This window comes from Sphingomonas qilianensis (assembly GCF_039614825.1).
GTDB lineage: Bacteria > Pseudomonadota > Alphaproteobacteria > Sphingomonadales > Sphingomonadaceae > Sphingomonas > Sphingomonas qilianensis.
In genome coordinates this window covers 92,803-105,545 of the sequence record NZ_JBDIMF010000008.1, presented here as the reverse complement: position 1 = coordinate 105,545, position 12,743 = coordinate 92,803, and the positions used below count along the sequence as shown (strand labels likewise).

Annotated in this window: 10 protein-coding genes; 4 read left to right on the top strand and 6 right to left on the bottom strand. The window is 63.4% G+C overall.

The window, feature by feature from the left end; genetic code table 11:
- Positions 1-21: 21 nt before the first annotated feature.
- A complete protein-coding gene (locus tag ABC969_RS16140) occupies positions 22-2,097 on the bottom strand; it encodes an alpha-glucuronidase family glycosyl hydrolase (RefSeq protein WP_345866187.1) in 2,076 nt (691 codons plus the stop codon).
- A 151-nt stretch (positions 2,098-2,248) separates the two neighbouring features.
- On the opposite strand from ABC969_RS16140, the gene ABC969_RS16135 reads away from it, so the two are divergent.
- Positions 2,249-4,636 (top strand): glycoside hydrolase family 3 N-terminal domain-containing protein, encoded by a 2,388-nt coding sequence (locus ABC969_RS16135; protein WP_345866186.1) that lies wholly within the window; start codon positions 2,249-2,251, stop codon positions 4,634-4,636.
- A 56-nt stretch (positions 4,637-4,692) separates the two neighbouring features.
- Here ABC969_RS16135 and ABC969_RS16130 read toward each other — a convergent pair whose 3' ends face one another.
- The 3 genes from ABC969_RS16130 to ABC969_RS16120 all read right to left on the bottom strand — a co-directional run bounded on the left by ABC969_RS16130 (position 4,693) and on the right by ABC969_RS16120 (position 7,639).
- Positions 4,693-6,036 carry a cation:proton antiporter gene (locus ABC969_RS16130; protein ID WP_345866185.1) on the bottom strand — a complete coding sequence of 448 codons (1,344 nt, stop codon included), beginning with the start codon at positions 6,034-6,036 and terminating at the stop codon, positions 4,693-4,695.
- Positions 6,037-6,138: 102 nt separating this feature from the next.
- The gene (locus tag ABC969_RS16125) at positions 6,139-6,864 is read right to left on the bottom strand and encodes a response regulator transcription factor (protein ID WP_345866184.1); all 726 of its coding nucleotides are present in this window, start codon (positions 6,862-6,864) and stop codon (positions 6,139-6,141) included.
- A gap of 190 nt (positions 6,865-7,054) precedes the next feature.
- A complete protein-coding gene (locus ABC969_RS16120) occupies positions 7,055-7,639 on the bottom strand; it encodes a division/cell wall cluster transcriptional repressor MraZ (protein ID WP_345866183.1) in 585 nt (194 codons plus the stop codon).
- A gap of 297 nt (positions 7,640-7,936) precedes the next feature.
- On the opposite strand from ABC969_RS16120, the gene ABC969_RS16115 reads away from it, so the two are divergent.
- Positions 7,937-8,200 carry a hypothetical protein gene (locus ABC969_RS16115; RefSeq protein WP_380808924.1) on the top strand — a complete coding sequence of 88 codons (264 nt, stop codon included), beginning with the start codon at positions 7,937-7,939 and terminating at the stop codon, positions 8,198-8,200.
- Between the two features lie 45 nt (positions 8,201-8,245).
- On the top strand, positions 8,246-9,082 hold the full coding sequence (locus ABC969_RS16110; RefSeq protein WP_345866181.1) for an exonuclease domain-containing protein: 837 nt from the start codon (positions 8,246-8,248) through the stop codon (positions 9,080-9,082).
- On the opposite strand, the gene ABC969_RS16105 is transcribed toward ABC969_RS16110, so the two are convergent.
- Both ABC969_RS16105 and ABC969_RS16100 read right to left on the bottom strand, forming a co-directional pair.
- Positions 9,079-10,056, bottom strand: coding sequence for an SDR family oxidoreductase (locus ABC969_RS16105; protein ID WP_345866180.1), 978 nt, complete (start codon positions 10,054-10,056; stop codon positions 9,079-9,081). The genes ABC969_RS16110 and ABC969_RS16105 overlap by 4 nt on opposite strands.
- Entirely contained in the window at positions 10,053-11,063 is a 1,011-nt protein-coding gene (locus ABC969_RS16100; protein WP_345866179.1) for an SDR family oxidoreductase, read from the bottom strand. Before ABC969_RS16100 ends, ABC969_RS16105 begins: the two co-directional genes overlap by 4 nt.
- A 195-nt stretch (positions 11,064-11,258) precedes the next feature.
- Between ABC969_RS16100 and ABC969_RS16095 the strand changes: the two genes are divergently transcribed.
- The gene (locus tag ABC969_RS16095; RefSeq protein WP_345866178.1) at positions 11,259-12,734 is read left to right on the top strand and encodes a DUF4403 family protein; all 1,476 of its coding nucleotides are present in this window, start codon (positions 11,259-11,261) and stop codon (positions 12,732-12,734) included.
- Positions 12,735-12,743: the final 9 nt, after the last annotated feature.

Sequence of the window (12,743 nt, the reverse complement as noted above, 5' to 3'; positions counted from 1 at the left end):
CGCGGCGGACGCCTATTGTGGTCATTGTGGGTTGCCGGGCGGGTAGGGGAAGGTCTGAGCCTTGTACCAGGCGAGGTCGTGCGCCGGCGGGGCGCTACCCCCAGGCAAAGCTAGGCCGTTGATCGACATCCAATAGGCCAGGCTGGCGTCACGCCACCAGCGTGCCTCGCGTTCCTGCACCGCAAGCTGACTGGCGGCTTTCTCCCAGCGCTTGGCATCGATGCGCGGCTTCAGCGCTTCCCACTGGCGGCGCATGTCAACTACCGTAGCGATCCCGCGATCATACCGGTGGACCAGCTCCCCCCACACGGTCCGTCCGGTCGACAATTGGTGATCCCATGGCAGGTGATGGAACCAGAGCAATTCCTCGAGCGGCGTCTTGGCCGGATCGGCATATACCTTCGCGACGCGCGGGGCATATTGCGCGACCGCATTGCTGCCCGTCCTGGTGCGATCGAACCCGATCCCGCCGCGATCGGCGCGATGATAGTAAACCGGGTTCCATTCCGGGCGGGCGAGCTCCGACACCCATGGGCCCGGGCCGTAATGATGTCCCGTCGCCATCAGATGTGCGAGCCCCAGCGGGCCGGTATAATCGACTGCCGCCTCGCGCGATCCCGCCATGATCGCAACCACGGCGTCGATCACCGCAGGATCTTGGCCAAACGTTTGCGCCGCCCATTCGCGCGCGATGGTCTGCGACGACAAGGTCGGATCCCAGGCGAGCCGGCCGAAGGCGTACCAATTGGCCTGGTTGAAGGTCGATCCGGACCAGTCGCGCGAGTCGCCGATATTGGCCACGCCGGCCATGCCGCTGATGCCGTGCCGGTCGTCCGCACCATCGACCACGCTGGCCACCGTCTCTCCACGTCGCACGCCGGTGTCGGCATCCAGCACTTCCTCGAACAGCGGCCCGAGGTAAGCGAGGTGGCTGGCGAAACCGAGATATTCCTTGGTGATCTGGAATTCGATCATCAGCGGCGTCTTGGGCATTGCCCCGAACAAGGGATGAAAGGGCTCGCGCGGCTGGAAATCGATCGCGCCATTCTTGACCTGCACGATGACATTGTCGGCGAACTTGCCGTCGAGCGGTTTGAATTCGGTATAGGCCTGCTTGGCGCGATCATCGGGATCGGTTTCGGCATAGACGAAGGCACGCCACATGATGATGCCGTGATGCGGCTTGACCGCCGCGGCGAGCATATTGGCGCCGTCGGCATGGCTCGCGCCGTAATCGCGAGGCCCCGGCTGGCCTTCGCTATTGGCCTTGACCAGGAAGCCACCGAAATCGGGGATGGCGCGGTAGATCTCGTCTGCCTTGGCCTTCCACCACGCGGCGACGGCCGGATCACGCGGGTCTGCGGTCTTTATTCCGCCGAGCTCGATAGGCGCCGAAAAGCGCGCCGAGAGATAGACCCTGATCCCGTAAGGGCGGAAAACGTCCGCCAGGGCGGCAGCCTTGGCGATGTAGGGGGCGGTGAGGCTGACGGCCTTGGCATTGACATTGTTGAGCACCGTGCCGTTGATCCCGAGCGAGGCATTGGCGCGGGCATAATCGGTATAGCGCGGATCCTTCACATCGGGCAGCGACCACCAATCCCAGAGCGAACGGCCGGCATAGCCCCGCTCGACCACGCCATCCAGATTGTCCCAATGATTGAGCACGCGCAGCGTGACTGCGGGCGCCGCGGTGAGCGCGACAGTATCGATCGCGCCACCGGTGTCGAGATGCCGCAGCAGAGCAAATGCACCGTACAGCAGCCCGCGATCGCTGTTGCCGGTGATCAGCGTCACGGTGCGGCCGTCGATCGTGATGCGCTGGACGCTATAGCCCTCGTCGCCGAGCTTCGCGGTGGCCAAGCGCAGCCCCTGAAGCCGCGGATCGCGGGCCAAAGCCAACAGCACGGGGCCGGCGCCGGTCGGCAGACCGCGGCGCACTTCGGCGGCCGCTGCGCGCGTCATCGGCGTGTCCCGTGCAACCTCGATGGCGGGCTGCGAGGCGCTGGCCGGATAGCGCATCCATAGCTGATAGCCGTCCTCGGCAGCAGCGGGGCCGGTCGCGGCAAGGCTTGCGATCATCGCCACAAGCAGAGGCATCGCCCCAAGTTTCGACAGCGTTTTCGGTCGCATCCTCATCCTCTCCATCGCCACGCTGGGCATTGACAAGCCTTTCCCGGCTTGTGCATGTTATCGCTATCACAACGACGGCATCGCAAGCAATGTCGCGTCTTGGCCAGAGGATGACGATATGAGCCGCCACCAAATCAGCCTCTCGCGGCGTAACCTGCTGCGGTGGAGCGGAGCCGCGTCGGTGCTTGCCTTTACCCCGGCGGCGGTGCGCGCTGCCGCACCGGCCATCTATAAAGATCCTCGTGCGCCGGTCGATCTGCGCGTCCGCGATCTGATGGCGCGGATGACGCTGGACGAGAAAGTCGCGCAGTTGATCACCTTGTCGCGCCGCAAGGCGGATGTGATGAACACCACGCTTGCCTTTGATCCCGCCAAGGCCAGCGTCGCCTATCCCGACGGCATTGGCCAGGTCGCGCGCCCATCGGATCGCGGTGGCGCAGCGACCGCTGCCAATACCGGCACCGACGTCACCGGGCGCTGGCGCAAGCCCGCCGATACGATCGCCTTCGTCAATGCCGGTCAGGCCTGGGCGCGGTCCACCCGGTTGGGCATCCCGATCCTGTTCCACGAGGAAGCGCTGCACGGCTATATGGCGCCCGAGGCGACGAGCTTCCCGCAAGCGATCGCGATGGCCGGATCGTTCGATCGCGATCTGATCGAGCGCGTCAATGCGGTGATCGGGCGTGAGGTGCGCGCACACGGCACCGTGCTGGCATTGTCGCCGGTGGTGGATATCGCGCGCGATCCGCGCTGGGGCCGGATTGAGGAAACATTTGGCGAGGATAGCTATCTGTGCGGCGAGATGGGCGTCGCCGCGGTGCGCGGGCTGCAGGGCGAGGGCAACACGCTGGCGCCGGGCAAGGTACTCGCCACGCTGAAGCATATGACCGGGCACGGCCAGCCCGAGAGCGGCGAGAATGTCGCGCCCGCCCCGATCGCCGAGCGCGAATTGCGCGAGCGCTTCTTCCCGCCGTTCCGCAAGGTCGTGGCGCAGACCGGGATCGGCGCGGTGATGCCGTCGTATAACGAGATCGACGGCGTGCCCAGCCATGCCAATCGTTGGCTGCTGGGCGATGTGTTGCGCGGGGAATGGGGCTTCGATGGCGCGATCGTCAGCGATTATGCCGCAATCGGCGAACTCGCCTCGCTGCATCACATCGCCGCCGATCTCGACGGTGCCGCGCGGCTCGCGCTCCACGCGGGGGTGGATAGCGATCTGCCCGATGGCGAGGCCTATCGCGGGCTCGCCGATCAGGTCCGCGCGGGCAAGGTGGCGCAAGCCGCAGTGGATGCGGCCTGCCGCCGTATGCTGACGATGAAGTTCCGCGCCGGACTGTTCGAGGAAAAGCCGATCGATCCGCGTGCGGCGGCGCGGCTCACCGCCAATGCCGAGGCGCTGGCCCTGGCGCGCGAGGCGGCGCACAAGTCGATCGCTTTGCTCACCAATGACGGCATCTTGCCGCTGACCCCGGGCGCGCATAAGCGCGTGGCGGTGATCGGCCCCAATGCGGCGGTGGCGCGGCTTGGTGGCTATTCGTCGCTGCCGCGCAATCCCGTCTCGCTGCTGGACGGTGTGCGCGCGCAGCTCGCGGGCAAGGCTGAAGTGCTCCACGCGCAGGGCGTGTTCATCACGCAAAGCGAGGATCGATCCGCCAACGAGGTGTTGCTCGCCGACCCTGCGAAGAACCGGGCGCTGATCGCCGAAGCGGTGGCGCTGGCCAACACGGCCGACGTCATCCTGCTGGCAATTGGCGACACCGAGCAGACCAGCCGCGAAGGCTATGCCAAAACACATCTCGGCGACCGTACGGGTCTCGATCTATTGGGCGAGCAGAACGAGCTGTTTCTGGCCATGAAGGCGACCGGCAAGCCCGTCGTGGTGGTGGCGATCAACGGCCGTCCGCCTTCCTGGCCGACCGTAGCGGCCGGCGCCAATGCCCTGCTCGAATGCTGGTATGCGGGGCAGGAGGGCGGCCATGCCATCGCCGACGTGGTGTTCGGCGCGGTCAATCCGGGGGCCAAGCTGCCCGTGACGGTGGCGCGGCATGTCGGGCAATTGCCGGTATTCTACGATGCCAAGCCATCGGCACGGCGCGGCTATCTGTTCGACACGACCGATCCGTTATTCCCGTTCGGCTTCGGGCTGAGTTATACGAGCTTCACACTGTCTCCACCACGGTTATCGGCACCGCGGATCGGCGTCGGCGGCTCGGTGACGGTCGAGGTCGATGTCACCAACACCGGCAATCGCCCCGGTGACGAGGTCGTGCAGCTCTACGTTCATGATAAAGTTGCGTCGGTCACACAGCCGGTCAAGGCGCTAAAGGGCTTCCAGCGGGTAACGCTGCAGCCGGGCGAACGACGCACCGTGCGGCTAAAGCTCGGTCCCGATGCCTTTGCCCTGTGGAATCTCGAGATGAAGGAAGTGGTTGAGCCCGGCCAGTTCGATATCATGACCGGCCCCAACAGCCGCGACCTGCAGACGGTGCCCCTCGAAATCGCCTGACCGTCCTATGGAACGAGCCCCGCCCGCGCCGGCCGTAGCGCGGGGCGCCCCCGCCGTCACGCGGCCGGCGCGATGGCGTTCAATTCCCCGCTTTCGCGCGCCTTCTTGCCATAAAATGCTTCGAACAGCGGCCCTGCCATCATCGTCGTAACGATCGCCATCAGCACCAGCATCGAAAACAGCGTCGGGCCAATAATGCCCTTTTGGAGCCCGATATTGATGATGATCAGCTCCATCAGTCCGCGCGAATTCATCAGTGCGCCAACGCCCAGTGCAGTGCGGTTATCTTCGCCGGCTAATCGCGCTGCGAGATAGCAGGCGCCGCCCTTGGCCAGGATCGAGGCAATCAGGATGCCCAGCGCGATGAGCAACAGCGCGGGCGAATTGACCATGTCCATGCGCGTATTGAGCCCCGAATAGGTAAAGAACATCGGCAGCAGCAGCACAACGGCGAGCGGCTCGATCTGTCGCTTGATCTCGTCGGTAAACAAACCCCGCGGCATGACCGCGCCGAGAATGAACCCGCCGAAAATGGCGTGGATGCCGATTGTGTCCATCAGAAACGCAGAGACGCAGAAGGCGGTAAGCGTGATGGCGAGCACGCCGTGACTCATGCGGCCCTCGCGCTCGACGCGCGCGGCCAACGGCGCGAACAACCGCGGGCCGATCAGGATCACGATCGCGATCCAGATCATCCCGCCGCCGATCGCCAGGATCGCCACACCGGCGCCGCCCCCGAAGGTCGCCAGTACGATCGCCAGCACGCACCACGAACACACGTCATCGAACGCGCCGGCCGCGAGCGACAGCGTGCCTACCGCCGATCCGGCCAGCCCCCGTTCGTTGATGATCCGCGCCAGCATCGGAAAGGCAGTCAACGCGATACAGGCGCCCATGAACAATGTCGCATTCAGCGTCGAAATTTGCGGTGCGAACAAGCCCGGCACGTTCAGCAGCAAGGGCGTAATCAGCATTGCGACCGCAAAGGGGGCGGCGATACCTGCGAGCGACACGCCGGCGGCGCTTTTGACCTTGGTCTTGACCTGGTCGATCCGCAGCGTCGTGCCGACCAGGAACATGTACAAACCGACGCCAAGCTGCGCGCCGGCATAAAGCACGTTCTTGGTTTCGGCGGGGAAGATCGCGGCCTGCGCATCGGGCCAGAACAAGCCCAGCAACGACGGACCAAGCACGACGCCGGCGATCATTTCCCCCACGACTTGCGGCTGCGCGAGCAACTTCTGGCCGAGCCAGCCGACAACGCGGCATGCCACCAGGATAACGGCTAGTTGCAGAAAAAAATGGATGGAGAAATCGCCGGGCGTGTAGCTTTTTGCCGTCGTTACTGCTGGCCCATGCGGCGAAAGCGCCGTTGCGATCGTCGACCACAAGCTATTCATTACAATGGTTCCCCGGACGCCTCGCCCTTCCCGGGAGTGACCGTCTTGCGTCACGTAAAACCGAAAGTGCGCGGATGGCGCAACCATAAACTAACGATGCACTCAGGTGGGCACGATCCCGGCTGTAAAGGCGACGCGAAGCATTTCGGAAAGGTTGCGGACGTGAAGCTTGACCATCAAGTTAGCGCGATATATCTCCACCGTCCGTGGGCTGATCGTCAGATGATGCGCGATAACCTTGTTGCTATGGCCTTCGATCAGATCGCTGAGCACGGCATATTCACGCGGCGACAATGCCGCGATGCGATCTTGCGCATCCCGTACATGTGCCGCCGCAGCGTTATCCTCGATGATTTCGCAGAACGCATCGTCCACAATGCTCAGCAGTGTGGCGATCGGGCAGGGCTTTTCGATAAAGTCCAACGCGCCAGCCTTGATGGCCTGAACAGCCAAGGGAATGTTGCCGCCGCTGGCCATGATGATTGGCGCAAAGCGAGCCTCGGCCAAGGAACGAATATGGTGGAGTATATTTGGGTCTTCAGCGCCAAACATTGCGCACCCGATCAAAACCACGCCAAGCGGAACATCGCGCGCCGTGGCGAGAAAGGCTTCGCCACTTGGAAAGGCGCGCACTGCAAAGCTGCTTCGCTTCGACAACGAGCTGGCCAGCCTGACGCGCGTGCTGTCATCCTTATCAATCAGATAGACGTGCTTCAGGCCAAGTTGGGCGCGGGGCGCAAGAGACGGCTCAATAGCCGCAGGCCTGCGGTGCGGGCGAATATCTAGGGCAGAGCGCGAACTGCGATGGGCTGAGGGTGGATCAAGCATTGCCGCCATGTCCCTTGAGAACCCCTCGACGGTCGACCAAACGCAGAGCGAACTTTGGACGACGCAACAGCAAGGGATATACCCGCGGCCAGTTATCGCCGCAGTACAGGATAGCTTTAACTAACGCGGGACCGCAAGCAGCATTGCTATTCTCAGCTTCACGCTCGCCCCGGCACGAGCGGCGGAGCAGCTAGTGGCCGCAAGTGTCACCGATCGGATCATGTCGCGGTTGCAGCGCCGGCATTGACTGAACATGGGTTCCCAGCCCCGCACCGAGGCCCAAGTCGCGTCGCGATCGGTATGGCGACAGCGCCGAAACTTGAAGCACCTCGTTGGCAATATGGGTTAGCCGGTGGTGGGTTGCGAGTTGCACCAGTTCGGTCGGTCCGTCGCGCAGCACGGCTTCAAAATCCCAGATTTCGAAGCGCTCGCCGATGGCGACAAGTAGTGCCGTGCTGCCAATGCCCCCGCGGTCTCGCATCAAAGGAGGCAGCACGATCATGCCGTCGGGGGCCACGATAGTCTGTTCGACAAAGCCGTAGCTGCGACGCAATCGCTGTGGATCGTCGTTCAACGGGTCCGCGGTGTCGTAGTGACGCTGCGTTGCATAATGCCGATCATAAACGACGAGGCACGGCGACGTTTCATGCAATCCGATAAACAGTCGGCCAGCGGCGGACCGACGCTGAACAGTTTCGTGAAAGTATCGTGGAAGCAGCAAATCTCCTCCACTTGTCACCTCCGATAACGCGCTACCAAGAAATATTTCGTCCATCTATCGTTTCCTCAAGGTCGAGGAAATAGTTAACGTAAATTGACATGATCGTAAAATCAGGTCTAATACCTACACATAATCATTATATTTTTGAGATGAATGTTAAATATCAAAACCGTTATAGTTGATATATCAAAATCAAGAGGAGGAATAATATACAGGAAGTAGGACTACTAAAACTGATGTTTTATGCATTATTTCAAAAATAATATCTATTCGTGCGGCATTAAATCTGCTATTTTACTGTAATATTGTAAGAGGTTGTAAGGATCATTCTTCCGTTCAGGATCCATAGTGATGGCTAAAAAGCGGTATCTGACGGCAATGTTGCCGGATGGTTATGTTAAAACGATTGGACCCACTACGGCGCCGTTTACGCATTACTGGCGCATCGTGGCGGTGCTCCAGAATGGGAAAAGCGAAGTCTTTTGGGGGCACGTCAAATCGCTCGTCGAAGCAAAAAAGAAGCGCAACGCGCTTGGCGAAGCCGCGATGCAACGCGGATGGCGCCGCCATACCTTCGAGATCGTCGAACTCGTTGCGACGGATGCCCCGGGTTAGGGGCAGCAATTGGGCATCGCCGTGCTCCGCGTGTACAGCGCTGCAATGTTGAACACCCCGCCCACGCCGCCCGCCGCACAGCTCGATTTCGTGGTGATCGATGTCGAGACGGCGTGCGCGCGATCCAGCAGCATCTGCCAGATCGGTATTGTCGGCTTTGCCGGCGGCCGGGAGGTGTTCGCATACGAAACACTTGTCGATCCGCGCGACGACTTCCACGCTTTCAACACGCAGATACACGGGATTGCCGCGCATCACGTGGTCGGGCAGCCATGTTTCGGCGAGGTGCACGCATTGGTCGATCGCCATCTCGCCGGGCAGACGACCGTGGCGCACTCGTATTTTGACAAGGGCGCGCTGGCGGCCGCGTGTCGTGTGTACGATCGGCCCGCCATTGCCACGACCTGGCTGGATAGCGTGCGCGTGGCCAAGCGCGCCTGGCCTGATCTACCCAATCACAAGCTTGGCAATCTCGCGCGCTATCTCGGCATCTCGCATCAGCATCACGATGCATTGAGCGATGCGCGCGCCGCCGGCTGGGTGGTGGTAAAAGCGATCGATCATACCGGCCTGTCGCTGCAGGAGTGGCTGGCGCCACCGCGCAAGGCCGGCGTTGCGCCACGCGCCGCTGGGCATGGGGCGCTATCCGGCGAGCGCGTGGTGATAGTCGGTGAGCCGCGCGATGGGCCACTCGCCCACCGTCTTGCTGCGATCGGGGCGCGCATCATGACCGCGGTGGGCAGCACCACGACGCTATTAGTGATCGCGGGCGATCCCGATCCGCGCGCGCTGGCGCGCGACCCGCAATGGCAGAAGGCACAGGCGGGCAGGGCGGTGCGGATCGTTTCCGCCGCCGCCCTGCTCGCTGCGTCGCCGATTTAGACTGTGCCGGTGCCCCCGGTGGAGCCAAACACGCTGCCGCTGGTGAAGCTGGTGCCGGGATCGGCCAGCGTAACGTAAAGCGAGGCCAGTTCGGCCGGCTGACCGGCACGGCCCAGCGGCGTGTCCTGCCCGAATTCACCCAGCTTGCCGGGCAATTGCCCGCCGGCGACCTGCAGCGGCGTCCATACCGGCCCAGGGGCCACGGCGTTGACACGGATGCCCTTCTTGGCCAGCTGCTTGGCGAGCCCTTTGGTGAAGATCTCGATGGCGCCCTTGGTGGTGGCGTAATCGAGCAACTCCTCGCCCGGATCGAACGAGTTGACCGAGGCGGTGTTGATGATCGACGAGCCGGGCTTCATCAGTGGCGCGGCAGCTTTGCTTAGCCAGAACGTGGCATAGACATTGGTCTTCATCGTGCGATCGAACTGTTCCGAACTGATCTCGGCGATCGACGCCTTGGATTGCTGATAGGCGGCATTGTTGACGAGGATATCGAGCCCGCCCAACTCCTTGTTAGCCTTGGCGATTAACTGCGTGCAGAATTTCTCGTCCGTCAGATCGCCGGGGATCAGCACAACCTTGCGACCTTCGCCGCGCAGCAGCTTGGCGACATCCTGCGCATCGGGCTCCTCGGTCGGATAGTAATTGATCGCCACATCGGCGCCCTCGCGCGAGAAGGCGATCACCGCGGCGCGGCCGATGCCCGAATCACCGCCGGTGACAAGCGCCTTCATGCCCTGCAATTTGCCCGAGCCGCGATAGCTCGCCTCGCCCGAATCGGGCACCGGCTTCATCTCGCGTTGCAGCGCCGGCCATTTCTGCGGCTGTTCCTTGAATGGTTCTGTCGTATATTTGGTTTGCGGGTCGGTCATCATCGGGCGTGTTCCTTGAGCGAGGACGGGGGCGGCGGCGAGGCCGGCGCCGGCGATGGCGCTGCCCTTGAGGACATCGCGGCGGCTGGTGGAATCGGTCATGTCGTTTCTCCTGAGGATGGGCGACGCCGCGCGACGGCGACCGCCGCGAGCGTGGTGATGGCGAGCAGGGCAACCCCGACGCCCGGCTTCCGCGCCACGGCGTACAGGCTGAAGCGCCGGCCAAGCTGGTTGTCCGACCGCTCGACGCCGTCGTTGAGGGGATGATCGAGATTCGAGCCCGGCGTCTTGGCCTGTTGCGGATCCGACAGCATCGGCATCATCAACCCGCCGAACCTCGCCAGCAGCCCGGGAAAATGCGTGCCGAGTAACACCTGCGCGCGGCCGGTCCCCCCCACGGTGATCGACAGCCGAGGCGTCACCGCCGCCTCCAGGATCGCATCGGCCACCAGATCGGGGGCATAAAGCGGCGCCGGGATCAGCGCCTCGCCTTCCACGTGATTGGCGGCATGGCCCGCGATCGGCGTATCGATCCCGGCCGGCTTGATCAGCGTGACCGAGATGGGCAGCTGATCGGCGTTGATTTCGATCCGCAGCGATTCTGTATAGCCCTTCACTGCATGTTTCGAGGCGGCATAAGCGCCCATGATCGGCGCGGGGATGTCGCCCGCGATCGAGCCGATGGTGATCAGCGCCCCGCCGGCATTCCGCAGATGCTCGACGGCAACGAGCGAGCCATGCACCATGCCGAAATAATTGGTCTGGAACAGCTGCTGATGCTCGTCCTCCGGCGTATCGGCGAGCGTGGCGTACAGCGCGACACCCGCGCAATTGATCCAGCTATCGATCCGCCCGAAGCGCGCGACCGCCGCCGCCGCAGCGTCGCGCAGCTGATCGATCGAGCGCACATCGGCCACGGCAAAAGCGGCTTCATGTCCTTCGTTCACGATCCCCGCCGTTGCTTCCAGCAACGCGGCTTCGTTACGCGCCACCAGCATGACGCGCGCGCCTTTGCGCGCCGCCGCGCGCGCCGTGACCAGGCCGATGCCGGAGCTGGCGCCGGTGATCAGCATGACCTGGCTGGCCAGCGGCTTCAAGGTCAACGCCATCAGGCGACCGTGACCGGTGGGATCGAGTTCATGATATGCTCCGAGAATGGTTCGGCAGTGCAACGCGCCGGCCGCCGGAAACGGCTTGGTTGCTCAGGCATTTAATTGTTTGATCTATGATAGCGTCGCTACTCGGTCAGCCAGCCTTTCAGGAAATATCGCGCAAGTCTTGATATTGCGCGTTAGATTGCCAGCATGATCGCTGCTCGCATTGCTCCGCTTTTCGTTATCGCCCTGGGCGTTTCTGCGTGTAACCGGGACAAGGGCAGTGTCGCACCGCCACGGATCGACACTGCGGCGGAACTGCCCTCGCAATCGTCCACCATCGTCGTACCCGTCTCCGTCTCGCTCAGTGCGCTCGAACAGCAGCTCGACGCACGCACGCCGACCGAATTGTGGCGCATCGACAAGGCCGAGCCGCGCTGCGTACCCGGCAAGCAGGTCAAACTGTTCGGCAAAGCGGTGAAAGTCACCCCGACGCTGGCCTGCCGCATCGTGGGGCACGTGCGGCGCGGGCGGATACGGCTCGGCGGCAGCGGCGATACGCTGACCATCGCCATGCCGATCACGGCCGAGATCAGCGCGCGCGATGTCGGTGGTATCATCAAGCAGGAAACCGCCACTGGTGCAGCGATCGTGCGCGCGACGGCAAAGCTATCGCTCGATGGCAATTGGTCGCCGGTGGCCAAGGTCGATCTCGCCTATGACTGGACCGAGCCGCCGGGCATCGACTTTCTCGGGCAGCGCATCCGCTTCGCAGAAAAGGCCGATGCCAAGCTCAAGGGTGTAATCGCGGGGCTGGAGCGTGATCTGCCGCGTGAACTGGCCAAGCTGCGCGCGCGCGATCATCTCGCGCAGGCATGGCGTCAGGGCTTTACCGCGATCCAGCTCAACCGCGAACGCCCGCCGGCCTGGATGCGCATCACGCCGCGCCGGCTGGGCTTTGGCGGTTATCGTATCGCCGGCGACCGCATCGAGCTGCAACTCGCCGCCGAGGCATTGACCGAGACGTTCGTCGGCAATCGCCCGACCGATCCCGTGCCCACGCCATTGCCGCCGCCCGCGCCGCAGATCGGCCCTCGCGCGCTGCGCTTCTTCATCCCGGTGCTGGCCGATTATGCGCAGCTCGAACCGGTCGTGCAGCGCGCGCTGCGCAAGCTTGCCGCCAAGGGCATCGATCTGGCGGGGATCGGCCCGGTCGATGCGCAGTTCGGCAAGGTCACGATCTATGCCACGGAGAATGGCTATATCGCTGTCGGCGTGCAGACCAAGGTCAAGGCGCGGAGCGGCGTGCTGCCGGCGACCAGCGGCGAAATCTGGCTCTCCGCCTTGCCGTATAATGCCGAAAATTCTCAGATCGTGCGCGCGCGCGACGTGCGCATCGCCGGGCGTAGCGACAGCCAGGCGGTCAATCTGCTGATCTCGCTGTTCGACGATGTCGGCGTGCAGGCCAATATCCGCGATGCGCTGACGCACGATTTCGCGCGCGATTACAACAAGGTGCTGATCGCCGCGCGGCGCGCCATCGCCGGGCATCGCGAAGGCGATTTCGTGCTGTCCGCCGATATCACCGATGTCCGCAACGGCCCGATCAGGGTCACCGGGCAGGGCTTGTTCCTGCCCGTCCAGGTGGCCGGCACCGCCAATATCCGCTTCGCGCCGAAACGCTGAGCCCGCCGC

What these genes read in the sequence shown, in the direction of transcription:
- ABC969_RS16140 (WP_345866187.1), bottom strand. Translation starts at nt 2,097, where the DNA reads ATGCCTCTGCTTGTGGCGATGATCGCAAGCCTTGCCGCGACCGGCCCC.
- ABC969_RS16135 (WP_345866186.1), top strand. Translation starts at nt 2,249, where the DNA reads ATGAGCCGCCACCAAATCAGCCTCTCGCGGCGTAACCTGCTGCGGTGG.
- ABC969_RS16130 (WP_345866185.1), bottom strand. Translation starts at nt 6,036, where the DNA reads ATGAATAGCTTGTGGTCGACGATCGCAACGGCGCTTTCGCCGCATGGG.
- ABC969_RS16125 (WP_345866184.1), bottom strand. Translation starts at nt 6,864, where the DNA reads ATGCTTGATCCACCCTCAGCCCATCGCAGTTCGCGCTCTGCCCTAGAT.
- ABC969_RS16120 (WP_345866183.1), bottom strand. Translation starts at nt 7,639, where the DNA reads ATGGACGAAATATTTCTTGGTAGCGCGTTATCGGAGGTGACAAGTGGA.
- ABC969_RS16115 (WP_380808924.1), top strand. Translation starts at nt 7,937, where the DNA reads ATGGCTAAAAAGCGGTATCTGACGGCAATGTTGCCGGATGGTTATGTT.
- ABC969_RS16110 (WP_345866181.1), top strand. Translation starts at nt 8,246, where the DNA reads ATGTTGAACACCCCGCCCACGCCGCCCGCCGCACAGCTCGATTTCGTG.
- ABC969_RS16105 (WP_345866180.1), bottom strand. Translation starts at nt 10,056, where the DNA reads ATGACCGATTCCACCAGCCGCCGCGATGTCCTCAAGGGCAGCGCCATC.
- ABC969_RS16100 (WP_345866179.1), bottom strand. Translation starts at nt 11,063, where the DNA reads ATGGCGTTGACCTTGAAGCCGCTGGCCAGCCAGGTCATGCTGATCACC.
- ABC969_RS16095 (WP_345866178.1), top strand. Translation starts at nt 11,259, where the DNA reads ATGATCGCTGCTCGCATTGCTCCGCTTTTCGTTATCGCCCTGGGCGTT.